Source organism: Chryseobacterium sp. JM1, assembly GCF_000737715.1.
Classification (GTDB): domain Bacteria; phylum Bacteroidota; class Bacteroidia; order Flavobacteriales; family Weeksellaceae; genus Chryseobacterium.
The window spans coordinates 71,890-98,336 of record NZ_JPRN01000002.1; the positions used below are offsets into that span (position 1 = coordinate 71,890).

Genomic DNA, 26,447 nt, shown 5'->3' on the forward strand with positions numbered 1-26,447 from the left:
TTCAAAATTCAAAAACTTATAACCCGCTTTATTTTAATTACCTCCGGTCTGCCTTTACAGAATCTGCGATCTGTGCAGTAAGCACCTTACTGGATTCTTTGTACATATGATTTCCGTCTGTATACACAAAATCATTACAGTGTCCGGAAAAGTCGTAAAATTTAATATTCTTTTTCTTTGAAAGATCTCTCATCAGTCCGCTAAATTCAGGGAATCTCTTGTTTTCAAGATTCATAATGCTTTGATTAGCAGGAATCCGAACCAGATAGACGGTTCCTTTAGGCTGCAAATAGTCTATGATTTCATTAAGCGCTTTCATCCTTACCTCAGACAGTTTGTAATCCTTCAGCATCAGTTGATATTCCTGTGTTTTCTTAGCTATTCTTGCGTTTACAGAATCCTTATTCATATCAATATTTACTTCCATCCATCCGTCTTTATGAAGGAATGTATTGGACTTTACGACGGCTTCCCTGTCCAGGTATATTCTGAACCAACTCTTATTTAAATTTTTAAGAAGGTATTCATAATTGGGTGACATGTTATAAAAATACATGTTTTTAAACGGTGATTTCTCTTCAGGATAATCTGCTTTCGTGAATACATCATTTTTCAACGACAGGTTCCATGGATTGACGGTGACAATAAAAATTCCGTTTTTGGTATCCGGATCCAGTTTTCTTTTTAAAGCATTGAGATAGATCTCGCCATAAGGAGACTGGGCAATGTTCAGCGAGAAATTATCAAAAGGAGTGGACAATTTATCTTTCAAAACCTCAGGCACAATTCCCTGCACACTTCTGGAATCTCCTAAAATAATATTCTTCGGTCTCTCCACTGCAAAGTGCATATAATTGTCATCTGTATTACCGTCTGCATAAGAAGCCAGAAGCATCAGCACCGCAATAATTCCGATGATATAGAATGATATTTTAAATAAAAATTTTCCCATATTAAAACTGTTCGTAAATAAAGCTACCGTTGGAAAATACTCCGTAATACATGATAATGAAGATCAGAAAAACATACATGGCTCTTCTTGCCAAAGGATTCAGCCTTTTGATATCAAGCCCATGTTCCTGATCTTTATTGATCCAGTCAATTAAAACGACGATGGCTATTAAAGCTAAAATTTTTATTTTAATAAACTGAGGGATCGAAAAAAGCGATAAGCTGAAGATCTTTCCGTACATCCCAAAAGCTTCACTTAAATTTGGAGCCACAAATAAAATTAAGGCGAAACAAACTAAAGCCATAGTATAAAAAATATTCCCTAATTCTTTAAATGTAGGAAAGTTTTTAGACAACTTTTTCTTCTTGTTAATCTGATTATTAACCACCAAAGGAATATAATACAGTCCTTGCAGTGCGCCATAGCAGATAAACGTCCAATTCGCACCATGCCAGAAACCTATGATGACAAAATTGAGAAATACAGCGAGCAGCAATCCCTTTTTATCATAATCACGAAACGCAATGACCAAAGGGGTAAAAACATATTCTGTAAGCCATGAGGTCAGAGAAATGTGCCATTTTCTCCAGTAATCCGCAATATTCTGAGCGAAAAGAGGAAAGGCGAAGTTTTTGGTTGTTTTGAAGCCTAAAAGTTTAGCAAAACCTATGGCCATATCTGAATACCCAGAAAAATCCGCATACATCTGAAAAAGGAAAAGTATAGCCCCGAAAGCAACGGTACTTCCTGAAAGATGTTCGTAATTGGCAAAAATATTCTGGGTTATAGGAGCAATGGTATTGGAAACCACTAATTTTTTAAAGGCCCCGAATAAAATCTGTCTTGCGGCATCCGAGCCATTTTCTAACGTGAAAACTCTTTCTTTTTTAAGCTGAGGAAGCAATAATCCACCTTTATCAATAGGTCCGGAAGTCATGCTTGGAAAAAAAGAAATATAATTAAAGAAGGCCAAAGCATCGGTCTCAGCTTTCAGTTTATTATTCTTGATGTCGATCAGATAACTGATCATTCTAAAAGTATAAAAACTGATCCCAAGCGGGAGAATGATTTTTAAGGTCAGATCATTTTTAATTCCAAACAGGTCGGTAAAAGATTCAATAAAGAAATTGAAATATTTAAAATATAACAATGTTCCGATAGAAAAGATTAAGCCGAGGTTGACCCAAAGCTTTGTCTTAGGTCCCTTTTCAGCAATTTTTAAGCCCAGAAAATAAACGATAGCAGAACTTCCTATCAGAAGTGTGAGAAATCTCCAGTCCCAATACGCATAAAAGATATAGCTTGCCAGTAGCAGAAATATATTTTGTGCTTTAAGATTTTTCCCTAAAACCCACCAATACATGGCAAAAAAAACGGAAAAGAAGAGCACAAATATTAATGAGGTAAACTGCATTGTCAGTTACTGTTTAAAAGTTCAACAATTCCATAAGAAAGCATTAAAAAAGCGACCTTCCTGTTATTGAAAAGTATGGCTTCTTTTGGCGGTGAGATCAGCATTCCTCCTTTTTCCGTAAGGTCTTCTATCGTGGCTTCAATATCTTCCACTTCATAGCAGATGTGGTAGTATGAAATTCTTTTTTTCAAAAGATTTTCTACCGGTTTTCCGGAAACAAGTTCAATATTAAGACCGTCTTCAACCGTAATCATGCATAATTCTGCTTCCTGTTTCGGATCAAAAACAACGGGAGTTTCTTCTATGATGGTGTGCAGCTTTCTGATATTCTGGAGTTCTGCCTGTAAATCCTTACAGGCAACTCCTATGTGGTGAAACTTCATTACAGCTTTGCAGAAACAGAGTCTGCCATTTCTCCTACATTATTCCAGGTCTGGATCTCTGAAGAGGTGAAGCGAATTCCAAATGCTCTTTCCACTGCCACGATTAATTGGATATGAGAAAGAGAATCCCATTCTTCTACATCGTTTGCCGTAGTTTCAGCGGTTAAAGTAATTTCTTCGTTGTCTAATTCTTCACGGAAAATTTCTGACAGTTTTGATAAAATTTCGTTCTTATTCATAGTGCTTAAATATTTTTTATTTTTAAAAATGATGCATACAATGTAGCAATCTTTCTTTTTTCTGCTTTTTCCAGATCGACATCTTCACTTACAAAATAGCTTTCACTCACGATCTCTAAACCTGCCTCATCAATCAGATCTCTGATTTCCTGAACGGTATTAAAAAGATAAATATGATCCATTGAAGGTGCATTCGTAGGCGTTGTAATAAAGATGGTTCCTTCCGGTTTTATTAAATTTTTGATTTTCTTTAATAACGATAAAGGATCTTCCACATGTTCCAGAACCTCACCCATGGTAATAAAATCTTTCTTTTCATCATCACCGTAATCGAATACATTTTTAAGATGATAAAGAACTTTATCGCTTTTTATAAGGCTCTTGGTAAGCTCCAATGAAGATTCACTGATATCCAGGGCCTCAAAAGTACAGTCGTCCCCAATTTTTTCCATCGCAGCCTCAAAATACAAACCGTGTCCGGCACCGATTTCGAGATACGTTTTTATGGGTGTATACTTTTGAATATTGTTTTTAAAATACTGATAAACAGAATAATGATGTTTCCAAAGAAACTGTGAAAGTAATAAGCCGTGCATATGAGAAACCATCACATCAGGATTGTTGTACATCGCCCTGTTCACATCATCGAATGAAGTATTTCTGTATTTTCCGGTTCTCACGAAATCCAGCATTTCCTCATTAAAATCACCAATCATTTTAAGATAATAATTGATAGAGTCATCAAATGTGAGGTTTTCTTTTTCAAGAATTCCTTTATACTTATTGATAAAAACAGTATAATCGGATATATAATTTTCTTCCTCTTTCAGTAAAGAAAAATTCTTTTGAAGCTTTTTACCATGAATGGTATTTTTAGCTGCAATTCCTTCAATGAGTTGTTCTATTTTCATAGGTTGGGATGTATAAAAACTTCTTTATTTTGATAGTCATTTACGTTTAAAATCCATTGATCTTCCTTCGCTAAAAACCCAAGTCTTTCATAATGGTCTTTGACCATCTGGTTTTTAGCCGTCGGGAGATATTCTCCTACTACATATTGATATCCGTTTTTTCTTGCCGTTTCTACGATGGTGTTCAGGGTGAAGTCTTCCATTCCTCTTTTCAGGACCCGGCAGCTCATCAGCCATGTATTGATAAACAGGGTTTCCGGACTTTTCTTTTCCAGAACGATCACGCAGATCAAGCCATTGTCTCCATATTTATCTTTCAGATTGAATGATAGGGTGTAATGATCATCAGATTTAATCAGAAGGTCTACATCCTGTTCCGTATACCTTACCGTCCTCAGATTAAACTGATTGGAACGTTGGGTCAGCTGGGAAACTCTTGGTTTTGAAAAACTGTCAAATGCTCTTACATCAGAGGTCATATCCATGCTCTTCAGAAAATCTTCCACATTGGTAAAACTATCCAGATCCACTGCTCTTTGCGCTTCTACCTGATACTGTTTTGTTCTTTCGGAATCATTTTCTGAGAAACTCGCCGTTTCAAAAAGATTCAGGCCATATAAATACTCGAGATACCCTGCAGGATCTTCCGGTAATTCCGGAACGCAGACCTCGGGAAGGTTTTCTCTAACAATATTTCTTTCAAACGGATTGTCATCCAGAAAAACCATAGAATCGAATCCGATATTCAGGATGCTCTGGATCTTTCTGATGTTATCCGCTTTGTTATCCCAATTGGCTACGAAAACAGCAATATCTTCCATTTTAAGGACCATATCCGGATGTTTTTCGAAAGGCTCTCTGGCCTTATCTTCATCATTCTTGCTACACACCGCAAGGATCACACCTCTTCTCTGAAGGGCCTTGATCCAGTACTGAAACTCAGTAAATGCTTTTCCAATCCCCAGACTTCCGATCTGTATTTTTTCCAGTCCGTCATCTCCGATGATTCCTCCCCAGGTCGTATTGTCCAGATCGAGGATCAGACATTTCTTAAACTTCCCTTCAAGAGAGGAAATAATTCCGGTGATATGATGAGCTACAATGGGCAGCGCATCGAGTGAAAGCACCATTTCGGTGTTCACATAAATACTTGGTGAGAACATAAAGTCTCTCCCCCATTTATTCTGGATTGAAAGAAGATCAGCAATAAAGAAATTATCATGGTGCATAGCAATCTGTGCAGCCAGCAGATAGTTAAGTTTATTCAGCTGAAAAACAAAGGAAGATTCTACTTTACCGGCAAAGTTTCCAAAGACCTGATTGTCTATTCCCGGAAAATTACAGTAGATCACCCTGCTTTTGGTTCTGCTTTGAATCGTGCGGTACAAATCCTCAATATAGGAGATTTTCTGTTCTGCGAAAGCAATCTGTGAATCGTATGATTTATAATACTGGCTTAATAATTTATGGGTAGACTCAAAGATGATGGTGTAATCTGCATTAAACTCATAATACTCTGAAGAAGGATCCAGGATTTGTCTTGAAATCTGTCCGAAATCTGCCTCGAAAATTTCAAATTCAAAGCCTTCATTCACAGCGGTGCCTTTCAAAGCTACATTGAGAAACTGTGTGGCGGTGTCTCCCAGTAATGCGATTTTGATCTTCTTAAGCTGAGGGATTTCTCTGCGGAGTTCTTTTTTCAGTTCTGAAAACGTTTTGTACATAGATTCTTTTATTGTATTAAAATATGAATGTACCGGCTCACAATTCTGTCTGTTGTTTATTGTTCGTTTTACAGGTCTCCCGAAGGCCGGAATTTTCGCTGTGCAGATAGGTAATGGGAGTGTTTGTCATTTTTTCTTTGTGTTGTTTGGTTACAAAAATAAAGATTTTATCTGATATTTACTTTTTTAAGATAATCTCTGAGTGGTTTTTCGATAAATTGATAAAACACCATCGAAGCAATGATCAAAACGGCCAGATAAATCCAGAATACGCTGTTAATATCCAACTTATAATCCTGTCCTTTAAGTATTTCTCTCAGGATATAAAGAACAGGTATATGGGTAATATAAACCGCATAGCTCGCTTCGCCGAGATATTCCAGAGGTTTTAATGAAAACAGCCTACTGACAAATCCGTTATTCCATGAGAGTAAAATAATAAGCGGAATAAAGAGCACTGCCATCAACCCGTTGTGATAAAAAAGAGGAACAAAGATTAACGCCAGCATAATGGCGGCAAAGATCAGAATCACAGGGATATCGTAGTTTTTCTGTTTAAAATGACTGACAAAAAATAGTCCGGTAAGGTTTCCTACTAAAAATTCACTGACATGCATCAGCGGAAAGTAATACAGAAACTCATGGCTTTCTGTGTGCGGTCCTTTATAAGAAGGCGAACCCACATAAAGATGGGAAAACACCTGAGTGAGAATCCATAAAACGATGCCTATTACCCAGATGCTTTTATTCTTTTTAGAGTAAAAATAATTATAAAGCATCGGGAAGATCAGATAAAACAGAAATTCTACGGAAATAGACCATCCCGGAAAATTTAAGATCATCGCTTTCCCGGGAATCCAGCTCTGCAGGCCGAACAGATACAGAAAAGCTTTGCCAATGCTGAAGTTTGAATATCTCGTCACAAGATAAAGCAGTAATCCCACCACATAGAGCGGATAAATCCGCGCAAATCTGTTCCTGTAGTACTCAAGGTAACCAATCTTTTCTTTCTTATGATAAGCCACGATCATGATAAACCCGGAAAGGATAAAAAAATAGCTCACCCCCACATTCGCTTTCAAAAAAATATCCGCGATATAGTCTGTTTTATAAACGAACATATCTTTGTTAAAATGAGAAATAACAATGGCGATGGCGGCAAGAAATCGGGTAAAGGTAATCTGGTTGATCTTCATTCATCAAAGCTGTTCAACAGCATTTATATCGTTTGAGCTTCTACTTTTTATCCAAAATATTTTTCAAGAGAGGTGCTAATTTCTTTGAAAGGATTTTTGAGCCCTTTTCATTTAAATGTCCGTAATCCCATCGGTTTTCATACTGATAAAATTCAGGATATTCTTCGGGATTGACAAGACTTATGACTGGCACTTTGAATGCATTTTGATAGGCCAGAAGCTTTTTCGCATCAGGTTCCGCAGGACCTGGAATCAACATGATCAGTTCAATATTTCTTTTTTTACACTGATCGGCAAGTTCATTGATTTTTTCAACCAAAGCTTTATTGGGATTGTGTTTTTCATGATCTGCATGATAACGGTCCAATCTGTCTTTAATAACGTTCTTCAGTGTCTTTTCCTCCGTTCTTGGAACCTTACTGTATTCCAGTGGTGAAAATCCCTGATTTTTATAGACAAAACTATTATAATTCTCTGTAACCGCTTTTTCATCGCAGTGCTTATTAAAACGAAAAACATTCAGAACAAATGAAGCCCACGACAGACCTACCTGTTTATAATTACCATTGTCTATCTGGAAGTGTGTTGCAAACAAGGTATTTTCATAATTAAAAGCACCAAAACTCCGTTCTGTTTTCAGATTCAGCCTGGTGATATTGATTTTATCCTGAAGTTCAAGAACAATATATTTCGGTTGGAAAGAAGGGTCTTCAAGTACGGATGCAAGGGTTTGGAAGTTTTCCAGATTGAAACTTGCATTGGCTCCCAGATTGTACGATTTTAAACCGGGAATATGCCCATCAATCAGCTGACAGTCGATCTGGTTATTGATCTTTGAGCTGCCGATGAAATAAAGATTGTATTCCGGATGTTTTTTTAAATATTCTTTTTTCGCGTTTAAAAACGGATAGGAATAATTGCTGTTCGGGCTCAGCGCAAGCTTGATCAGGCCAATACCAAACATTACGGCTACAAACAGAGACAATATGGAAAGAAATCTTTTCATTTAAAACTGAAAATATATAAATTCATTACTCCCGAAATTCGCAAAATTCAGGATAAGATAGGCTACCACAATATAGATAACTGCCTGTATCCACCATTTCCTTTCCTGAATTTTCAATCCGTAATCATGGGTACGGTTCATCCATTCCATTCCCAGCATGAAAATAATCAATCCTGCTAAGACTGGGTGAAATGCTGTGGGAAATGAAAATAAACTTTTGCTGAAAATTCCTTTGATATATCCTATTGCATCCGAAACACTCGCTGCACGGAAAAAAATCCAGGCAAAACAGGTCAGTGCAAAAGTGAGCAGAATGCTGAAAACTTCTCTGAACGAAGGAATGATTTTCCCCATCGCTACGACTTCCAGATGATGTCTGTTTTTTTCAGCAATCAGCAATGGAAGGAAAAACACAGCGTTCAGACCGCCCCAAATGATGAAAGTCCAGTTGGCACCATGCCAGAAACCGCTTACAAGGAAGATGATAAAAGTATTCCTGATCTTCATCCACAATCCGCCCTTGCTTCCTCCTAAAGGGATATACAGATAATCTCTGAACCATGAAGAAAGTGAAATATGCCATCTTCTCCAGAACTCCGCAATGTCTCTTGAAAAATACGGATAGGAAAAGTTTTTTAATAATTCGATACCAAATAATCTGGATGTTCCCAACGCAATGTCGGAATATCCTGAGAAATCCCCATAAATCTGGAATGCAAAAAGAATAGCTCCCAGCATAAGATTGCTGGCACTTTCCGTATGGTAATTGGTGAATATTTCATTGACGATCGGGGCACAGTTGTCGGCAATCACCATCTTTTTAAAGAATCCCCAAAGGATCTGCGCCATTCCGTCTTTTGCTTTTTCATAATCAAAAGATCTTTTAAACTGGATCTGCGGAAGAAGGTGGGTTGCCCTTTCAATAGGCCCTGCAACCAATAACGGAAAATAGCTCACAAAAACGGCATAATCTACATAGTTTCTCTCTGCAGGAATTCTTTTTTTATACACATCGATAACGTAAGACAATCCGTGGAACGTATAGAATGAAATACCCACCGGCAAAATTACTTTCAGCAACCACATATTGACCCCAAACCCGAATGTTTTCAATAATTCAGCAAAATTCTCGATGAAGAAATTGTAATATTTAAAGAAACCCAGAAATCCGAGATTGATCCCGATACTTAAAACAAGCCAGAAAGTAGCCTGCCTTTTCGTTTTACTGTTTTCAATCTGAATCCCTGAAAAATAATCCAGCAAAATGGAAAACACGAGAAGAAACAGAAAGCGCCAGTCCCAACAGCCGTAAAAGTAAAAACTGGCTGCCAGCAAAAGCATATTCTGGAATTTATAGTTCTTATTAAATACACACCAGTATAAAATAAAAATGATGGGTAGAAAAATGAGAAAGGCAATAGAATTAAAGAGCATAGAGTTTTCTTTAATGTAATAAGTACAGAAATTACTTTATAAAAACTCCAATGTATTTTCCTTCATACTCCACTACTGTTGTTTCTATAGTATTTTTTTCACAGAAATCCTGATAAGCGGAATTATCACCAATATCGTCACTGATGAATACGCCTCCTTTTTTCAGATGTTTGTACAGCTCATTGTATGCCCACATCCTTCCATTGTAGCTCTTATCCGAATCATAATGCAGAACATCAAAAACTGAATTTTCAGCAAAAATCTTCGGCAAAGATTCTTTATCCGCAAAACGGAATAATTTCCAATTGGGTTTCAGACTTTCCGGCACTACATAACCTACATACTGATCACCGTCCTGTGCCAGATATGGCATATCTGAACTGTACAGCGTTCCGTTTCTTTTTGCCAGAGACAACAGGGAAGCCAGGGAAGACCATCCGTATGCCACACCGGTTTCCACCACGTTCTGTGCATTGGTAAATTCACATGCATAATACATCAGTTCCAGTGCTCCGGGACCGCCCATTTTTACAGGACATGCTTTTTCCTTTTGTTCAGAAGTTTTCAGAACATCTGCATAGTCCTTTCGGAACTCCTCTATTTCAAGGCCAAACAGCTTTGAAACGGCTTCTTTTTGGGAAACAGACCTTGCTGCAGCCCATGATTTGGTTTTATCTTTACCTTTAAAAGAATTGCTTCTGTTTATTGTATTTTTGATAATTTTCCGGCCCAATTCCGGATAGAGATCGGGCCTTTTCAGATATCCGATAAAAGTTTTGAGAACTCTTGCTATTTCACTCACTGTGTTAAAGTTTAGTCCACAAAAATAATTATTTTTCTGTAATGTTTAATTTTTATCTTTGTGAAAATTTATTTATCAAAAACACCAAGATGTCCAATGAAGTTTTCTATCCTGATTGCCAATTACAATAATGGTAAATTTTTCAAGACCTGTTACGATTCCATTATTGCGCAAACTTATGATAACTGGGAAGCTGTCATTCTGGATGATTCCTCTACCGACGATTCTTTGGAAGTCATCAAAAAGATCATAGGAAATGATTCTCGCTTCAAACTGTATGAGAACGCAGAAAACAGCGGTGTAGGAGTTACAAAAAGTAAACTTATTGAGTTCTCAACCGGAGACATCTGCGGTTTTGTAGATCCTGATGATGCCATTACACCCAACGCGTTGCTTTCAAGCGTTGAGATTTTCACAAAAAATAAAGAAGTAGTCCTTACCTATTCTAAATTCGTAAAATGTGACGAAAACCTTGATCCGATAGAAATTCCCAAGTTGACGATGAGTGTTCCGAACCATGATCCATATTTTTTTAATTGTCCGGTTCATATTGTTCACTTTGTCAGCTTCAGAAAAAGTGTTTATGAGCAGACGGAAAAGATCAATACCGTGATGAAAATTGCCGAAGATCAGGATCTGTACTTAAAGATGTACGAAAAAGGAAAAGTACAGTTTATCAATGAAGCCAACTATCTTTACAGAACCCATTCCGGAGGGATTTCTCAGAATGATAACAGACCGAAGTCCCGCGAGTATTTTGCAAAGGTGATTTTCAATGCCATGCATCGGAGAAATCTTAAAACAGTCAATGGTAAGCCTGTTCCGAATGAATATAACAACTCAGCCGAAATTTATAGTTTATTGGAATATCAAAGCTCCATAAGTTTTAGAATAAAGAAAAAGCTAAAAATATTTGCACAACAAATCTTTAGTTCATGATGAAGAATAATAAAATCAAGGTCCTTTTCAGACACCGTTCCATGGAGATGGGCGGCGTGGAAAAAGTGATTCTCAGTATCCTCAATAATCTCAATCCTGAAAAATTTGATATCACAGTCTGCCTGAATCTGAACCAGGGCGAACTGAGAGATGAATTTCCCAAACATGTTAAAAAAGTATACATCACGGATGGCAAAGAAGATTTTTCTAAAAATCCGCTGATCCATAAACTGCAGCTGTTCCGAAGAAGGCTGAAGCTTTCCCGTTCTCAGAAAGATCATAAGATTTCTGACCGTCTTTTAGGAAATAAAAAATTCGATATCGAGATCGCCCCCAGTTATTCTACATTTTCATCTGTTATCAATTCAAGCAACGCTGCTTCCAGAAAACTGGGCTGGTTTCACTCTGAAATCAATGTCCCTAAATTACAGCCACTGGTTCCTGATATCCTTAAAAACTTCCCGCAATTCGATCATATGATTTACTGTTCTCAGAAGATCAAAGATATGATGCATTTGTATTACCCGGATTTGAAATATCCGCACGAAAGTGTAGTAATCAACGCTATTCCTATTGACGAAATCAAAAGAAAAGCGGAAGAAAAAATAGAAACTCTTCCCGAAGGACCTCTTTTTGTTTCTGTGGGACGTCTTCACGACAGAAAAGGCTATCATAAACTGATTGATGCCCACAAAAAACTGATCGATGAAGGTTTCCATCATACGATTATGATTTTAGGAAGCGGCGAAGAACAGAAAAACCTTACCGAACAAATCCGTCATAACAATGTTCAGGAGACTTTTATTCTAGCAGGTAACAAAATGAACCCCTATCCGTATGTTAAAAATGCAGATTATTTCATTCTTCCTTCTGAATCTGAGGCCTGGCCCCTGGTCATTGCTGAAGCATTAATCCTTCAGAAGCCTATTATTGCTACCGATACAGGAGATGTCGCGATGATGATCAAAGACCGTGAAACCGGCTACCTTATCAATTATGAAACGGAGGAAATGTATTATGCTATGAAGACTTTTCTAACGGATCCTGAGCTGACTGCCAGAATCAGAAAAAACCTGGAAACCATAGAGGACCAGTTTGACAATCAGAAAATTTTTGATGCAGTAGAAGGAATTCTTGAAGACCTTTACCAAAAGAATTAATGAGCGGAATATCCTCCGTCTACCACAAGATTAGATCCTGTAATCCACTTTGCTCCATCTGAAAGCAGGAAAATACAGGCATTGGCGACATCTTCAGGCTGCCCTATTCCGAGTGGATGTTTTTTAAGGATTTCTTCGGCAGCTTCTTCTCCAATGTTTTCGAACATTTTTTCCAGTATGGGTGTATTGACCATAGCCGGACTCACACTGTTAACCCTGATGCCACTTCTTGAAAGTTCCATCGCCAGAGAACGTGCACCTGAAATTACAGCTCCTTTACTCGCTGAATAAGCTGTTTTTCCTATTTCGCCCACCATTCCTGCCACTGAGGAAATGAAGACAAAACTAGAGTTTTCGGTTTTATATTTTTTAAGGGATAAAATCTTGGCAATTTCAAAACCGGAGATCACATTGACGGCGAAAATATCGTTGTATAATTGAGGAGTATGCTTTTTCAAGGGTAGCGTTTTTTCAATGCCTGCGCAGTGAATAAACCCTGAGATTTTCCCTAAAACAGGCACTTTTTCTGCAATCAGCTCTTCAAGGTTTTCTGCCGTGGTGATATCTGCAATAATGGTTTCTGCCTTGGTATCAGGATTCAGCATAGAAACTGTTTTCTGAAGCTCTTCTCCGTTTCTTGCGATAAGAATAAGACTAGCTCCACTCCTGCTGCATTCTACAGAACAGCTTCTCCCGATGCCGGAAGAAGCCCCTGTAATAAGAATTATTTTATCTTTTAAAGAAAACTGATTCATTAATCCTCGAAGTTTTCTTTACCAATTACATTCATAAGATCAGAAACGGTTTCTACATCTTTAAAGTGCCTTGTATCAACTTTCTTATCAAAATTTTCATCAACAAATGCAATCACTGAAAGCAGACTGATGGAGTCATAGCTTTCCAGACTCTTTAAATTGGTGTCCACTGTAAGCGTTTCATCTTCTTCTAATTCTTCCTGTAATTTCTCTAAAAAAACGGATGTCTTCATATATCTTTTATTTTATGGCTTTTATACTTTTTAAATGTCCAGTACGGTTGCTCCCCATGAATATCCTACTCCAAAACCTGCCATTAATACACGGTCTCCTTTTTTCAGCATTCCCTGATCCAGCATATTCTTCAACGCAATTGGAATGGTTGCAGATACCGTATTTCCTGTGTTTTCCATATCAATATAAAACTTTTCTGCCGGAATTTTAATCTTTTTCCTTAAATAATTCAGCATAAAAGAATTAGCCTGATGAAACACAAAATGATCAATATCTTCCATGGTCAACCCATTCTTTTCCAGAGTTTCTTTTACCAGCCCCGGAATATTTTCAATCGTGAAATTAAAAATTTCAGGTCCGTTCATGTACAGATTTTCAGGCTCAAACTCATTGTCAGGATTCAGTTCAAAATCCGTTTTGAAAGCTCCCTTCTTTACAATAAGATTCTCTGCACCACTTCCGTCTGTTCCCAGACTGAATTGAAAGTCCTTTGCATTTTCATCTTTCTCTATAATCACAGAGGCTGATGCATCCCCAAATATACTTCGGTTGGCTTTATCTTTCGGGTTGATATGCTTCGAATACGTTTCTGAGGTGATCAGTAAAATACTCTTCGCAATCCCGGACATGATTAATCCTTTAGCAAAAGCCAGTCCATAAATAAATCCAGAACATCCCAAATTAAAATCTGTAGCTCCTATATTCCTTCTGAGCCCCAACCGGTCCTGAAGAATACAGGCCGTCGTAGGAAGGAAATAATCCGGACTTTGGGTACAGAACAGAATAAAATCTACTTTGTTCCTGTCGTAATTTTCGAAAAGCTTTTCGGAGGACTTTACGGCAAGCTCCAGTACGGTCTCGCTGTCTGAGGAAATATGGCGCTGTTTAATCCCTATTTTCTCGTGAATTCTATCGGAGCTCCATTCCGGAAATTCTTTTTCAAGATCCTCATTGGTGAGAACATGGCCCGGCAAATAATATTCTATTTTGGAAACTTTTATCATAGAAATTCTTTTTCTTTGTAAAAGTAAAACAAAAAAGCAGATTACTCAAATGATGATTTTCCTATTCCGGATTATATTAAAAATCCACACTACTTATCAGCTGATGATACAAAAAATCTACCTTAAAGTCAATATTGCAAAAGGATTGAAAGTAGGAAAAAATGTACGTTTCGTAGATGTTCCTGAATTCGGAACGGAACCTTTTTTAATTGAAATAGGTGACGAAACTACCTTTTCAAATAATGTGAGATTTATTAATCATGACGGAGGCTATAATGCCCTACATTTCTTTGAAAAATATAAAGATGTAAGAGCATTCGGAAGAATAAAAATTGGCAAACAATGCTTAATCGGGGCAGATACTACGATTATGCTGGGCGTGGAAATGGGTAATAACTGTGTTTTAGGAGCAGGATCTATCCTGACGACTTCTATGCCTGCGGGCAGTGTTTTTGCCGGTGTTCCTGCCAAATTCATCTGTACCATTGAGGAATATGGAGACAAAGCCCTTAAAAATAATGTCATGTATCCACGGGAACTTGAATTAGATCGTCCAAAATTAGAAGCGTATATCAAAGAACACCTTCCACACAGTTATAAACCTGTAAGATAATGGCTGCAAAAAAGAAAATCCTGATACGCATCGGTTCACTCCGACATGGTGGTGCAGAAAAAGTTTTGATCAATTTTCTCAAAAACCTTCCGGAAGACAAATACGAAGTTGATTTACTCATCAACCTTTATACAGGTATGTACATCAAAGAAGTTCCGTCATGGGTGAAACTTCATTATCTTCTGAAGGGAGAGATGATCACCACGAACAAACCTCATGAAATTCCGGTGAAAGCATTCAGGGTGCTGTATCAGAAAATGTTTCTCTGGTTCCCTTCCCTGCTTTATAAATTTGTTTTAAAAGATAAAAAATACGACGTAGAAATAGGTGCCATCCATGGGATGTACAGAGAACTGTTATCCAGCCCGCAAAAGGATTCAAAGAAAATCATCTGGATTCAGAATGATATTTTCAACCTTAAAGAATATACACAGGATGTCATCCGACAGCTTTTCCAATTCGACAGAATACTGGTTATTTCCAATAAGTTGAAAGAAGAAATGCAGAAAGTTGCACAAAACGACAGGGAGAAACAAGCAGTGGTGAAAATTTTCAATCCTATTGATAAACAGGACACGTTAAAAAAGGCGAACACAGCCATTGATGATTATCCTTTTTCCAATGACATTCCCACGTTTATTACCATCGGAACGGTTTATCGACAGAAAGGCTACGACAGGCTTCTGGATGTTCATAAAAAACTGATTGATGAAGGACTGAAACATCAGATTATCATCATTGGTGACGGTTTTGAATTTGAGAAAACCCAAACCCAACTCAATGAGCTTGGACTTCAGGAAACTGTAAAAATGCTAGGCTTCAGAAGCAATCCTTATCCATATTTAAAAAAGGCTGATTTTTATGTGATGTCCTCCAGACATGAAGGTTTCCCAACCATTATCGCCGAAGCACTGATCCTGAATAAACCGGTGGTATCTACCGATGTTTCCGGAATCAAAGATCTTCTGCAGGATGGAAAATTAGGACTGATTATGCCCAATTCTGAAGACGGAATCTACGAAGGAATGAAGAAATTCCTTACCGACAGGGAGCTTGTCAGCCGTTACGAAAACGAAATTAAAGCAGCAGATCTGCCTTTTGTACTGGAGAAGTCTGTGGCACAGCTTCAGGAAATCATCGATGAATTATAAATAGTTTAAGAATGGGTTATACACTTATACAAAAAGATTTTTACCGGGAAAGCGGACAATGGCTCTCTTCATTTGAGATCTGGAAAAAATGTATCAATCCCAATCTGCATTTTATTTATGTTTTAAGAAAAGCCCAGAAGCACCGCAACAAGCCTATTCTGGGAGTATTCTGGAAATTTGTTCTCAGACATTATCAGATCAAATATGGGTATCAGATTTATCCTGAAACTGAAATCGGGGAAGGTTTTTATCTGGGCCATTGGGGAAGTTTGGTCATTAATCCTAAGGTTAAAATCGGGAAAAACTGCAATATTGCGCAAGGGGTGACTATCGGGCAACAGAACCGTGGTAAACTTCAGGGGTTTCCTACCATCAGTGATGAAGTCTGGATCGGAGCCAATGCCGTTATTGTTGGCGGAATTACAGTGGGAAACAATGTACTGATTGCTCCCAATTCATATGTTAATTTTGATGTCCCTCCCAATTCTGTAGTCATGGGAAATCCGGGAACCATTTACCCAAACGAAAGAGCTACAGAAGCTTACATCAACCATAAGGTGTAAGAAATCTATCCATAGATTTATATCGATATTGGAAATTTTTCCTTGAAAAAATCCATGTCCCTATTGTGGGAAAAAGTTTTTTTGTCGATTTTTGTTAGAGAATTTTTGAAAACTAAACTTTCTGGTTAAAATTTTTAATCATTCAAAAAAAACAAAACACAATAACTTAAAAACACACCCCATGAAAAAAAGATTACTTCCTAAGGATCATGCATTCTTCTATGATGCTGTATTTTCTTCACTTTTGAAAGCAGCACTGCTTCAGAAATCCCATCAAGTCACTGATCTATTTTAAATTAATAAACAGCAATAGCTTTCAGTTGTAAAATTTCCATCTTCTATTACTCAGGTTGGGATTAAAACCAGCATTGATTATAGAGATTTTCACTACTTTTTATCTGCTGATTGTTAACCATTTACAGCGCCTTACTTTCCGTAAAAACACTTTTAATTTTAATACGTATGAAAAAAAAATCAACATTAAAGATTTTTGCTGCAGTCTTTTGTATGGCAGCGTCTCATGCATTTTCGGGGACCATTCCTATCCTGAAACCAGATGAGAAACCCAGTGGGTCCAGACTTAAAACGCCAACACCACCCGGCGTTTATGATCTGGATCCTCTTCTAATCATTTCACAAAATGTGAATGAAAAAGGACTGGTCGTTATGAACGGTCAACTCTCCAAACCCTTTACCGACAGCAATATTCTGCTTTCCATTAAGTATCAGAATGCTCAGGGAGAATGGGTAACCGGCTGGTGTAAAACCTTATACTCGTACAATCAGTATAACGAAAATTTAAAAGCAACTTTTGAATTGCCCGCCTCTGTAAATCCCAATCACAATGTAAAAGTTGAACTAAGCTCCGATTCTGGTACTGCCAATTTCAGCAGTGTAGTCTGGGGGAAAACGGTAAACCATTACAAACAGGGAGATTATGCTATCGGCAACTGTGAACTGGATGAAAATGAATACACCATGCTTTTAACCCCTAAAAAAGCAGGTACACTGATCACAGATGCTAATGGAAAAGCTACAGGAATCAAAGACAGGGTAACTTCAGCCTATTCCTGGAACAAACTGAGTAATGTTTTAATGGATAATAAAAAAAACGATGTCGTTTTTTCACCAACCAACCCATCAGACATTATAACAGAACCGAATGATACCAAATCTGTAAAACTGATTAATACGGAAGCCATTACGAACGCACTCGGATCAACTCCTGAATTTATATACAATGAAGCAGCCGGACACCCTATTCCGTATCTGTACAGCTACGATGATCCGGTATATATTTTTGCCGGTAAATTTTCAGCCAATGGATTTTTCATGAAGTTCAGTCAGTGGCCGGGAGAACCTGACGGTCCGGGATATTTCAATTTCAAGGATCCGACCCGTTTGGAAAGCAGATATTTCAATCTCTATAACAGAACATGGAAAAATTTATCTGAAATCATTCCTGATCAGCAGCCTGTAGTGATTGTATCCAGTCTTGCAACAGGTTTAAGAGTTTATAAAAATGATGGAACTTATATTGACTTAAATCCGAATACAACCAGTAATTACGGCGGTCCTTATTTTGGGTATACCAACGGACTGGGAATTCGAAGAGGACCCGGATCTGAAAATTTATTGATTTCCGATACCTATGAAATGACTCTCTACGGTGTAGGAGCACTGAGAAATGATGTAAATACGTCCTATCAGACCAAAAGATCATTACAGGATATAGAAAGGGAGATTTCCAAGTTCATTAAGTATACCGGTATTTTTGGAAATACTGCTGCGTATAAAAATGAAGCATCGGAATGTTCTGTTAACTGTTACACCATTAATCCGGGAGCACAGCCAACGCTTGTTACAGACTGGACGAAAGCTCCCAACAGTTATGTCTTCACAGGAAAGGATAAAAACGGAAGTCAGGTAGACGGTTTGTATATCCCCGTTAAAAAAGCATACGAAATGTGGGCTAAAGGCGGCGATTTCATGAAGAACGACAACGGAGTCTACACCAAAATCCCTGATGGCATCGCTAAAGCAGGATTATACTGGGAAGATGAACCGGGACTTATCAAATCTGTTACCCTGGAAGGAACAGGAGAAAATGCTAAGATCAAAGTTCTGATCAATAAAATAAAAGAAGGTAACGCTGTCGTATCTTACAAAGTGAATGACCAGATCTACTGGACATGGCACGTATGGGCAACGGACGATCCTTCTGTAAACGGAAGCACTTACCATCACGGTTTCGAAAAAGACAAAGATGGTAATCCTGTTACCAACTGGAAGTGGATGGACAGAAACTTAGGTGCCACCAGCGCGAATTTTGTAGGCAACGACTGGCATAAATCTGCCGGGCTGCAATATCAGTGGGGAAGAAAAGACCCATTCCCATCATTTGGTCTTAAGGATTTAAGCCTCTACCCGATCAATGGGGAGATCAATTTATCTTATACAGATCCTGCTTTTCAGTCTAAATTCATAAAAGTAAGGGGAAGTAAATATACTACCCAGATCAATACGGGAACAGATACGCCTAACGGAAATATCAGATTTTCTATACAAAACCCGATAAGTTTTATCGCAACACCGGTGTTTGTCGCTAAAAAAGGGGAAGCTCTATTAAACGACGGTGAAGATTTCCTAAAACAGAATGACAATAACAGCTGGACACAGGTCGGCATCACCACGTGGTTTTCAAAGGAGAAATACAAAAAATACCTTCCTCCTTACCGCGAAAATATAGCTGCATGGGATCTTTGGGGAGATACCCGCCAGGGGAATTATTCAGATATTGATGATGCCTCGGTGGGAGAAGCCAGTTCAAGATACGCGCTGAAATCACCATATGACCCTTGTCCTTGTAACTGGAGAGTTCCTTCAAGTTACTTTTCAGGAGGAAGAAATTCCGGTACTCCAATGCCAAATGAAAACAGATACAGCCCTTGGGGAAAACATACCGGAAATACGGTTGATCCTGAATTCAATGCTACGGCTTTAAATGCGGATTATCCGGGTATCAAAGTTTATCCTCAGTTCGGATTTGACTTTTCAGGCGTTTCCGGAATGAATCTGGGTAAATTCCCTATCAACGGAAATTATGAAAACTATCCAAACGGTACCAGTTCTTTAAAATACGGAACAGGATGGATCACTCCGGTGGTTAATTTCCAGGATCAGAGTGCAGATGGTGGTTTATTAACAGCAACATTTATGACGGCAACTGAAGTAATAAATCAGGTAAGATATCCTTCATTTGGAGCTGCAGGTTTAACTTTAATTTCAGATCCGTTAAGCGGTTCCAAACCAAGACCGGGATGGCACAGATTCTCAACAAGTGCTTACAGCAGCAGTGGTGGTGTTCGTTGTATATACGATCCTAACAGTGCCTTTATGCCGGCAGCTTTTGAAACGGAATTCGTGGCTTCAACTACGGAAACCTATTCTACGGAAACTGTAAAATCATGGACTAAACTGCCCAACAGTTATGTAGAATACACCAATCCTGCTTTGGTAACTCCTAATCCGAATGGAAACAAAGTAGATCCCAATAAGGATAATGACAGGATCATTGAAATTCCAATAAGAAAAGCCTACGCGATGCACAAGCTGCATTTAAGTACAGATTTTTCTTTCCCGGCAGAAAGTACAAAGTCTTCTTCCGTGGTATGGACCAACAATACGAGCCTGATCCAAAAGATGGAAATTGTAGATGGCCCGATAGAGACTGCCATCTTAAAGGTTACTTTAAATCCTAATGCTACAGGGAATGCCGTGGTTGCCCTTCACGTAGGAAGCGGTACATGGACAGCCAACAAGCACAATGATCCGGTATTATGGAGCTGGCATATCTGGGCGCCAAGATCTGTTATTGAAACCTACACATTTGATCCGGAAAACGCGGCCAATGGTGGAGTTATTCCTGCTAACGATCAGTTTGTAGACCCAATGACCAGTGCGGGCGTTCCTATGAAAACTACCTTTATGGACAGGGATTTAGGAGCAAAACTCCCTTTCATCAGCGAACATATTTACGGATACAATACCGCTGCTTACACAGGACCGTTAGGTTCTTATAACAACAATAATCCTACTGCAGTGGCCAGATTGGACCAAATGCATGACAGCGGCGGTCTTCATTTCCAGTGGGGAAGAAAAGATCCGTTGCCTGTATTTTACAATCCGGGAATGTTTTATAATCATTTTGTGAGCGGTAAAAGACCATTCAATGACTATTTTGTGTACAGACAGAATAACCATGCCAATGCCACTACAGGAGCTATTCCGTATGCGAACAATATGCTGGAGCCTGAATATTTAACGAGCTATACCCAGCCTTACACCACTTATTCTGCAACAGCGAATGTTTCACCATCTGATTCTAAAGCTGATAAACTGAAGAAAGTAGTGAAGTATTCCGCTACCAATCCTTTAAGTTATCTGTATCAGTCTGATGCTACAAAACTGGACTGGGTTTCGGACGAAAACGGCAATATGCCTGAAAGATGGGGACATGCCACTGAAAAATCGGCTTACGACCCTTGTCCGGCAGGCTGGAGAATTGTGGATATGGAAAGTGTGTCTACCGGTGTTATCCTTGGAAACCTTATCTCAAAAGGAAATACGCCATGGTTCTACAATGCAAAATTCACAAATTCTTACGGAATTGATCCAGGTAAAGACAACACCTATGTAAGCAATGAAGCATATGACATCAACAAAATGAACTATCTGGGTGGCTTTGTATATGGAAATGCAGCAGGTACGGGTTCATTCAGATATGGATTCATTTTAAACAGACCTGAATACAATATCGGAACATTCCCGAACAACGGAATAAGAGGATTCAATGGAGGAAATGCATTAGACGCTTCCAAACTGGGAGGAAATCCTGATACCTTTATGAAGTCAGGAATCTGGACAGCCGCCAATCAGGGTGGTGCCGGTTCTTCTCTGGGAATGTTGTTTAATGCGGTCATCACCCAAACTGTTGGAGCTACGGATAAACTGTATTATTTAACACCAACATTTGGTTTCCGTCCGCAGGCCGCGATGTCATGCCGTTGTGCAGAAATCAAGTATGACACCAATGGAAACGAAATCGGAAGATATGAACCTTTCGCGATTCCGGTTCCTAAAAATGCTTTGGCTAAAGCAAAAGATATCCTTGCAAAATCAGTGATTGAGGAAAAAGTAGCTCAGAATAAGCTTCAGTTCTTCCCTAATCCTGTGAAAAGTGTATTGTACATCAAAGGAAACGACAGAGCAAAAGACTATTACTATCAGATTTATAACCTTTCCGGCCAGCTTGTGAAATCCGGGAAGTTTGAAAATGACCGTACGGATCTCTCTTCTTTGATATCGGGCGCTTATCTAGTAAGAATCAACAATTCTGAAACGATAGTGAAAATTATCAAGAAATAATACTAAAACAAAGTAAAATTTGAACCGTCTCAATTTTTGAGGCGGTTTTTTTGTAGAATTAATAATATTTTAATCTCTATTTTTAATTTTATCGTTTATAGTTTGTAAATTTAGATAGCTTTTTTGAGTTTGGATTATTAATTTTTAAGGTCAATTCATCCGGAAACTGTATCTATCAGTGATTTTAAACATGATTTTAAGCATATTTTAATATTAAATATTGTTAAAAGTGATTGCATTTTCCGCAAAAATTATATTTTTGCATAATTATTGATTTGATCTATTGAATTTGAAAATAATTTAAACGAAATAAATAATTGTAAACCTTTAGTATTTAAAATTATGTCACAATCGTATAAAGATATTTTCGAAAACAACAGACAATGGGTAGAATCTAAAATTTCAAAAGATCCTGAATTTTTCCATGAGCTAGCCAAAACCCAAAACCCCGATTATCTGTACATAGGATGCTCGGACAGCAGGGTGACAGCGGAAGAAATCATGGGAGCAAAACCGGGAGATGTTTTTGTTCACAGAAATATTGCTAATGTAGTCAACACTTTAGACATGAGTTCCACAGCGGTTATTCAATATGCCGTAGAACATCTTAAGGTAAAACACATTATCGTATGCGGACATTACAACTGCGGTGGCGTAAAAGCAGCGATGACTCCTCAGGATTTAGGGTTACTGAATCCATGGTTGAGAAACATTCGTGATGTTTACAGAATTCACCAGACAGAATTAGATTCTATTGAAGATCAGGGAAAACGTTATGACCGACTTGTTGAGCTTAATGTTCAGGAGCAGTGCATCAACGTGATCAAAATGGCCTGCGTACAGGAAAGATATATATTAGAAGAATATCCTACTGTTCACGGCTGGGTTTTTGACCTTAGAACGGGTAAAATCATAGATTTGGATATCGATTTCGAGAAAATCCTGAAAGACATCCAAAAAATATATAACCTTACAAGTTCTGATTGGGTAATGAGCAGAAAAACGACGTAGTTTTTCTAAAAATGAATGTAAGATGAAATTCTGGAGTATTATTGTATTGACCTTCTTTCTCAACTTCACAGCACTGCCTGGCATTGCTGCGATAGCTGGCTGGGATATCGCAAGGACCAATGTGATCATCAATGAAGAAGAGCCGCATTCTCACCCATCCTCTTTTATTGTTTATGAAAAAACGCTTCCGAAAACCTTGGACGTATTCGATTATGTGAAGTTTTCCGAGCCTGACCTTCAGGGCGTTTCTTTTGTGCTGATAGATGATTCCTTTCATCTGTCACCTTTACTTACCATATTTTCTCCGCCTCCGGAAGCCTAAATTTAAAGTATAGTTAGATTTTTTTTAATAGTATTCATATCAGAAACTGATATAGGATACGTGTGCTTTTTAAATTTAAATTTCCAATCTTTTATAACTGATCATCTGCGTATAGATCAGTCGGTTATAGTATTTTTCAAGAAACATTATGAAAAAAACATCATTCATAGGAGGAATCAAGGAGAATTTCCCTTCCGGACTCGTTGTATTCTTAGTAGCGCTTCCATTATGTCTCGGAATCGCTTTAGCATCAGGAGCACCACCCTTATCCGGAGTCATTTCCGGTATTGTAGGAGGATTAGTCGTAGGATTTCTAAGTAACTCCAATATATCGGTATCAGGTCCGGCAGCCGGTCTTACCGCGATTGTTTTAACAGCGATCACAGATCTTGGCGCTTTCGAACTTTTCCTTTGCGCAGGAATCATTGCGGGACTTCTCCAGCTAATTTTAGGATTTATCAGAGCCGGAAGTATATCCAATTATTTCCCGAACAATGTTATCGAGGGAATGCTTGCCGCCATTGGGATCATCATTATTTTAAAACAAATTCCTCATGCCATGGGGTTCGACAAGGATTACGAAGGGCATGAATCTATATTTGACAACGGTCTGAATTTCGGATATTTCACAGAATTATTCGGAGCCATACACATGGGCGCTATTGTAGTAACCTTGTTTTCGGTAGGTATTCTTATCGCCTGGGATAAAATTCCGGCTTTAAAAAGAATGAAAATGCTTCCGGGAGCACTGGTAGCAGTAGTGGCAGGAATACTTCTTAACGAACTGTTCAAACTGTCCGGAAGTTCATTAGCTATTGGTACACAGCATCTGGTTTCACTACCCGTTCCCAAGTCATTGGATGACTTCAAAAATCTTGTTACGATGCCTGATTTTGGAGGATTCACCAATCCTAAGGTATGGATAGTAGGAGCAACGATTGCCATTGTAGCTTCTATTGAAACCCTGCTTTGTATCGAAGCTTCTGACCGACTGGATAAGCAGAGAAGAATTACGGATACCAACCTTGAGCTTAAGGCACAGGGAATCGGTAACCTGATCAGCTCATTCATCGGAGGACTGCCTATGACTTCTGTAGTGGTAAGAAGTTCTGCCAATGCCAATGCGGGAGCTACTTCAAAGCTTTCTGCAATGATCCATGGTGTACTTCTACTGGTATGCGTATTGACCATTCCGTTTATTCTTAACCTTATACCGCTGGCTACCCTTGCCGCAGTACTGATTCTTGTAGGATATAAACTGGCAAAACCAGCGACCTTCAAACATTTCTGGCATTTGGGTAAATTCCAGTTCATTCCGTTCGTAGCGACCGTAGTAGCTGTAGTGGCAACTGACCTTCTGAAAGGGGTAGGTATCGGTCTGGCGATCTCCGTATTCTATATCCTTCAGGGAAATATGAAGCGTGCTTATTATCTGAGCAGAGAAAAGCTGGATGATGCAGACGGAATTAATATCAAGCTTGCCGAAGAAGTTTCTTTCTTAAATAAGGCAGCAATCAAAAAGACATTAAAAAACATTAAATCTAATTCTACGGTAACCATTGACGCAAGAGGAACCTCATATATTGCGACCGACGTACTGGAAATGATCCAGGATTTCGCCAATATCAGGGCAAAAGAAGAAGACATTAATGTGGAACTATTAGGTTTCAAAACGTCATACAAAGATTATGAAACCGATGAAGATTCTCACATCTTAATCACACACAAAAGAGCAATGTAAGCTCACATTCCAATAATTTTATTAATTTTAACAAGAACAAACCAATCATATGAAAGCACATACTTCTGAAACTCAATCTACAATTACACCTGAAAAAGCACTGAATTTCCTAAAAGATGGAAACCAGAGATTTGTCAATAATTTAAAGGCAAACAGAGATCTTTTAGAACAGGTGAATGCAACACGTGAAGGACAATGGCCTTTTGCAGTTGTTTTAAGCTGTATAGACAGCCGTACTTCTGCAGAATTGATCTTTGATCAGGGATTAGGCGATGTTTTCAGTATCAGAATTGCAGGTAATTTTATCAATCAGGATATTTTAGGCTCCATGGAATTTGGCTGTAACGTTGCCGGTTCCAAGCTTGTTGTCGTTTTAGGACATACGAAGTGCGGTGCCTTAAAAGGAGGTTTGGATGCAGCACAAATCCAGGGAATGGGAATGGATAACCTGAACCACCTGATCAATCATTTCGACCCGATCATCAATGAAATCATTGAAGAGGGTGAAGACCGTTCATCAAAAAACGCTTCGCTTTTGGAAAGGCTGAATCAGCAAAATGTAAAAAGCGCAATCGAAGATATTCGTACCCAAAGTTCAACCCTTAAAAACCTTGAAGATGAAGGTAAGATTAAAATAGTTGGAGCGAACTATGATGTTGAAACCGGAGTTGTAACCTGGTTGTAAGACATAAAAATTTGCGCATTTTTTTATTACACATACCTAAAAAATCATGTTATAGTTAGATTGGAAATTGATTTTTTAAGCACAAAAAGACCACCGGTATTCGGTGGTCTTTGTTTTTATATTGATGTGTAGGAACTTCCAGCCTCCTTCTTCCAGCTTCCAGCCTTAATTACTTCCCGTTAAATGCAGACATGGTATTCCCGATTCCTGCGAAAACAAAGGACAGACTGGCTTTAGAGAATTTTTCAATTCTTTCACCAAGCTTTTCATTTTCTTCCTCTGTCCATGTTCCCAGAACATAATCTACCTGGCGGCCTTCTGAAAAATCTGCAGAAATTCCGAAACGAAGTCTTGCATAATTCTGGGTCTGCAACATTTCATTGATGCTTTTCAGTCCGTTGTGACCGGCATCGGAACCTTTCATTTTCATTCTCAGGGTACCAAACGGAAGGGCAAGATCATCGGTAATGATCAGCACATTTTCCAAAGGGATATTCTCTTTCTGCATCCAGAATCTCACTGCATTTCCGGAAAGATTCATATAGGTGTCAGGCTTCAGAACGAATACTTTTCTTCCTTTGTACTTTCCTTCCGCCATCCATCCGAAATTGGTGGTATTAAATGAAGCATCAAGCGTTTCCGCGATTTTCTCTGCAACTTTGAATCCTATATTGTGGCGTGTATTTTCATATTCCGGGCCTTTGTTTCCAAGACCGACTACTAAATATTTCATTGAGAAATTTTTTGCAAAATTAAGAGATAAAAAATAAAAAAGCCCAAT

General features: G+C 38.4%; 24 protein-coding genes. 10 read left to right on the top strand and 14 right to left on the bottom strand.

What is annotated here, in order from left to right:
• Positions 1–37: 37 nt before the first annotated feature.
• The 10 genes from IW22_RS02590 to IW22_RS02635 all read right to left on the bottom strand — a co-directional run bounded on the left by IW22_RS02590 (position 38) and on the right by IW22_RS02635 (position 10,061).
• Positions 38–952, bottom strand: a complete 915-nt coding sequence (locus IW22_RS02590) for a hypothetical protein (protein WP_228383980.1) — start codon at positions 950–952, stop codon at positions 38–40.
• A 1-nt stretch (position 953) separates the two neighbouring features.
• Entirely contained in the window at positions 954–2,366 is a 1,413-nt protein-coding gene (locus IW22_RS02595) for an MBOAT family O-acyltransferase (RefSeq protein WP_034723953.1), read from the bottom strand.
• Positions 2,367–2,368: 2 nt separating this feature from the next.
• Positions 2,369–2,749 (bottom strand): VOC family protein, encoded by a 381-nt coding sequence (locus tag IW22_RS02600; protein ID WP_034723954.1) that lies wholly within the window; start codon positions 2,747–2,749, stop codon positions 2,369–2,371.
• On the bottom strand, positions 2,749–2,988 hold the full coding sequence (locus IW22_RS02605) for an acyl carrier protein (RefSeq protein ID WP_034723955.1): 240 nt from the start codon (positions 2,986–2,988) through the stop codon (positions 2,749–2,751). The genes IW22_RS02600 and IW22_RS02605 overlap by 1 nt, the downstream gene beginning before the upstream one ends.
• Positions 2,989–2,993: 5 nt before the next feature.
• Positions 2,994–3,899, bottom strand: coding sequence for a class I SAM-dependent methyltransferase (locus tag IW22_RS02610; protein WP_051890966.1), 906 nt, complete (start codon positions 3,897–3,899; stop codon positions 2,994–2,996).
• Positions 3,896–5,623 (bottom strand): HAD-IIIC family phosphatase, encoded by a 1,728-nt coding sequence (locus IW22_RS02615; protein ID WP_034723957.1) that lies wholly within the window; start codon positions 5,621–5,623, stop codon positions 3,896–3,898. Before IW22_RS02615 ends, IW22_RS02610 begins: the two co-directional genes overlap by 4 nt.
• Positions 5,624–5,790: 167 nt before the next feature.
• The gene (locus IW22_RS02620; protein WP_034723959.1) at positions 5,791–6,819 is read right to left on the bottom strand and encodes an acyltransferase family protein; all 1,029 of its coding nucleotides are present in this window, start codon (positions 6,817–6,819) and stop codon (positions 5,791–5,793) included.
• Between the two features lie 40 nt (positions 6,820–6,859).
• Positions 6,860–7,825: a hypothetical protein gene (locus IW22_RS02625; protein WP_034723961.1), complete on the bottom strand. Its 966-nt coding sequence runs from the start codon at positions 7,823–7,825 to the stop codon at positions 6,860–6,862.
• Positions 7,826–9,259 carry an MBOAT family O-acyltransferase gene (locus IW22_RS02630; RefSeq protein ID WP_034723962.1) on the bottom strand — a complete coding sequence of 478 codons (1,434 nt, stop codon included), beginning with the start codon at positions 9,257–9,259 and terminating at the stop codon, positions 7,826–7,828. It lies immediately after the preceding gene.
• A gap of 31 nt (positions 9,260–9,290) precedes the next feature.
• Positions 9,291–10,061, bottom strand: a complete 771-nt coding sequence (locus IW22_RS02635) for a class I SAM-dependent methyltransferase (protein WP_034723964.1) — start codon at positions 10,059–10,061, stop codon at positions 9,291–9,293.
• Between the two features lie 96 nt (positions 10,062–10,157).
• On the opposite strand from IW22_RS02635, the gene IW22_RS02640 reads away from it, so the two are divergent.
• Together IW22_RS02640 and IW22_RS02645 are read left to right on the top strand one after the other, a co-directional pair.
• On the top strand, positions 10,158–11,000 hold the full coding sequence (locus IW22_RS02640; protein ID WP_034723967.1) for a glycosyltransferase family 2 protein: 843 nt from the start codon (positions 10,158–10,160) through the stop codon (positions 10,998–11,000).
• On the top strand, positions 10,997–12,160 hold the full coding sequence (locus IW22_RS02645) for a glycosyltransferase (protein ID WP_051890968.1): 1,164 nt from the start codon (positions 10,997–10,999) through the stop codon (positions 12,158–12,160). Before IW22_RS02640 ends, IW22_RS02645 begins: the two co-directional genes overlap by 4 nt.
• Here the strand turns inward: IW22_RS02645 and IW22_RS02650 are convergent.
• The 3 genes from IW22_RS02650 to IW22_RS02660 are packed head-to-tail and all read right to left on the bottom strand — an operon-like array spanning position 12,157 to position 14,153.
• Positions 12,157–12,915, bottom strand: a complete 759-nt coding sequence (locus tag IW22_RS02650; RefSeq protein ID WP_034723969.1) for an SDR family NAD(P)-dependent oxidoreductase — start codon at positions 12,913–12,915, stop codon at positions 12,157–12,159. The two genes, IW22_RS02645 and IW22_RS02650, sit on opposite strands and share 4 nt — an antisense overlap.
• Positions 12,915–13,148, bottom strand: a complete 234-nt coding sequence (locus IW22_RS02655) for a phosphopantetheine-binding protein (protein ID WP_034723971.1) — start codon at positions 13,146–13,148, stop codon at positions 12,915–12,917. The genes IW22_RS02650 and IW22_RS02655 overlap by 1 nt, the downstream gene beginning before the upstream one ends.
• A gap of 30 nt (positions 13,149–13,178) precedes the next feature.
• On the bottom strand, positions 13,179–14,153 hold the full coding sequence (locus tag IW22_RS02660; RefSeq protein WP_034723973.1) for a ketoacyl-ACP synthase III: 975 nt from the start codon (positions 14,151–14,153) through the stop codon (positions 13,179–13,181).
• 49 nt (positions 14,154–14,202) lie between these two features.
• On the opposite strand from IW22_RS02660, the gene IW22_RS02665 reads away from it, so the two are divergent.
• From IW22_RS02665 to IW22_RS02700, 8 genes are all read left to right on the top strand, one after another.
• Positions 14,203–14,766, top strand: coding sequence for an acyltransferase (locus IW22_RS02665; protein WP_228383981.1), 564 nt, complete (start codon positions 14,203–14,205; stop codon positions 14,764–14,766).
• Entirely contained in the window at positions 14,766–15,917 is a 1,152-nt protein-coding gene (locus IW22_RS02670; protein WP_034723974.1) for a glycosyltransferase, read from the top strand. Before IW22_RS02665 ends, IW22_RS02670 begins: the two co-directional genes overlap by 1 nt.
• Before the next feature lie 11 nt (positions 15,918–15,928).
• Positions 15,929–16,480, top strand: coding sequence for a serine acetyltransferase (locus tag IW22_RS02675; protein ID WP_034723975.1), 552 nt, complete (start codon positions 15,929–15,931; stop codon positions 16,478–16,480).
• A 462-nt stretch (positions 16,481–16,942) separates the two neighbouring features.
• Positions 16,943–21,907, top strand: a complete 4,965-nt coding sequence (locus tag IW22_RS02680; protein WP_081873874.1) for a T9SS type A sorting domain-containing protein — start codon at positions 16,943–16,945, stop codon at positions 21,905–21,907.
• A gap of 342 nt (positions 21,908–22,249) precedes the next feature.
• Positions 22,250–22,918: a carbonic anhydrase gene (locus tag IW22_RS02685; protein WP_034723977.1), complete on the top strand. Its 669-nt coding sequence runs from the start codon at positions 22,250–22,252 to the stop codon at positions 22,916–22,918.
• Positions 22,919–22,940: 22 nt separating this feature from the next.
• Positions 22,941–23,240: a hypothetical protein gene (locus IW22_RS02690; protein ID WP_034723978.1), complete on the top strand. Its 300-nt coding sequence runs from the start codon at positions 22,941–22,943 to the stop codon at positions 23,238–23,240.
• Positions 23,241–23,388: 148 nt separating this feature from the next.
• Entirely contained in the window at positions 23,389–24,981 is a 1,593-nt protein-coding gene (locus IW22_RS02695; protein ID WP_034723980.1) for a SulP family inorganic anion transporter, read from the top strand.
• 49 nt (positions 24,982–25,030) lie between these two features.
• On the top strand, positions 25,031–25,666 hold the full coding sequence (locus tag IW22_RS02700) for a carbonic anhydrase (protein WP_034723981.1): 636 nt from the start codon (positions 25,031–25,033) through the stop codon (positions 25,664–25,666).
• Positions 25,667–25,835: 169 nt separating this feature from the next.
• On the opposite strand, the gene pth is transcribed toward IW22_RS02700, so the two are convergent.
• The gene (gene pth / locus IW22_RS02705; protein ID WP_034723982.1) at positions 25,836–26,399 is read right to left on the bottom strand and encodes an aminoacyl-tRNA hydrolase; all 564 of its coding nucleotides are present in this window, start codon (positions 26,397–26,399) and stop codon (positions 25,836–25,838) included.
• Between the last annotated feature and the right edge of the window lie 48 nt (positions 26,400–26,447).

Coding starts and splice junctions, on each gene's coding strand:
- IW22_RS02595 (WP_034723953.1), bottom strand. CDS start 2,366: ATGCAGTTTACCTCATTAATATTTGTGCTCTTCTTTTCCGTTTTTTTT.
- IW22_RS02590 (WP_228383980.1), bottom strand. CDS start 952: ATGGGAAAATTTTTATTTAAAATATCATTCTATATCATCGGAATTATT.
- IW22_RS02615 (WP_034723957.1), bottom strand. CDS start 5,623: ATGTACAAAACGTTTTCAGAACTGAAAAAAGAACTCCGCAGAGAAATC.
- IW22_RS02640 (WP_034723967.1), top strand. CDS start 10,158: ATGAAGTTTTCTATCCTGATTGCCAATTACAATAATGGTAAATTTTTC.
- IW22_RS02620 (WP_034723959.1), bottom strand. CDS start 6,819: ATGAAGATCAACCAGATTACCTTTACCCGATTTCTTGCCGCCATCGCC.
- IW22_RS02600 (WP_034723954.1), bottom strand. CDS start 2,749: ATGAAGTTTCACCACATAGGAGTTGCCTGTAAGGATTTACAGGCAGAA.
- IW22_RS02665 (WP_228383981.1), top strand. CDS start 14,203: ATGATGATTTTCCTATTCCGGATTATATTAAAAATCCACACTACTTAT.
- IW22_RS02645 (WP_051890968.1), top strand. CDS start 10,997: ATGATGAAGAATAATAAAATCAAGGTCCTTTTCAGACACCGTTCCATG.
- IW22_RS02605 (WP_034723955.1), bottom strand. CDS start 2,988: ATGAATAAGAACGAAATTTTATCAAAACTGTCAGAAATTTTCCGTGAA.
- IW22_RS02690 (WP_034723978.1), top strand. CDS start 22,941: ATGAAATTCTGGAGTATTATTGTATTGACCTTCTTTCTCAACTTCACA.
- IW22_RS02655 (WP_034723971.1), bottom strand. CDS start 13,148: ATGAAGACATCCGTTTTTTTAGAGAAATTACAGGAAGAATTAGAAGAA.
- IW22_RS02630 (WP_034723962.1), bottom strand. CDS start 9,259: ATGCTCTTTAATTCTATTGCCTTTCTCATTTTTCTACCCATCATTTTT.
- IW22_RS02700 (WP_034723981.1), top strand. CDS start 25,031: ATGAAAGCACATACTTCTGAAACTCAATCTACAATTACACCTGAAAAA.
- IW22_RS02650 (WP_034723969.1), bottom strand. CDS start 12,915: ATGAATCAGTTTTCTTTAAAAGATAAAATAATTCTTATTACAGGGGCT.
- IW22_RS02625 (WP_034723961.1), bottom strand. CDS start 7,825: ATGAAAAGATTTCTTTCCATATTGTCTCTGTTTGTAGCCGTAATGTTT.
- IW22_RS02610 (WP_051890966.1), bottom strand. CDS start 3,899: ATGAAAATAGAACAACTCATTGAAGGAATTGCAGCTAAAAATACCATT.
- IW22_RS02685 (WP_034723977.1), top strand. CDS start 22,250: ATGTCACAATCGTATAAAGATATTTTCGAAAACAACAGACAATGGGTA.
- IW22_RS02680 (WP_081873874.1), top strand. CDS start 16,943: ATGAAAAAAAAATCAACATTAAAGATTTTTGCTGCAGTCTTTTGTATG.
- IW22_RS02670 (WP_034723974.1), top strand. CDS start 14,766: ATGGCTGCAAAAAAGAAAATCCTGATACGCATCGGTTCACTCCGACAT.
- IW22_RS02695 (WP_034723980.1), top strand. CDS start 23,389: ATGAAAAAAACATCATTCATAGGAGGAATCAAGGAGAATTTCCCTTCC.
- pth (WP_034723982.1), bottom strand. CDS start 26,399: ATGAAATATTTAGTAGTCGGTCTTGGAAACAAAGGCCCGGAATATGAA.
- IW22_RS02660 (WP_034723973.1), bottom strand. CDS start 14,153: ATGATAAAAGTTTCCAAAATAGAATATTATTTGCCGGGCCATGTTCTC.
- IW22_RS02675 (WP_034723975.1), top strand. CDS start 15,929: ATGGGTTATACACTTATACAAAAAGATTTTTACCGGGAAAGCGGACAA.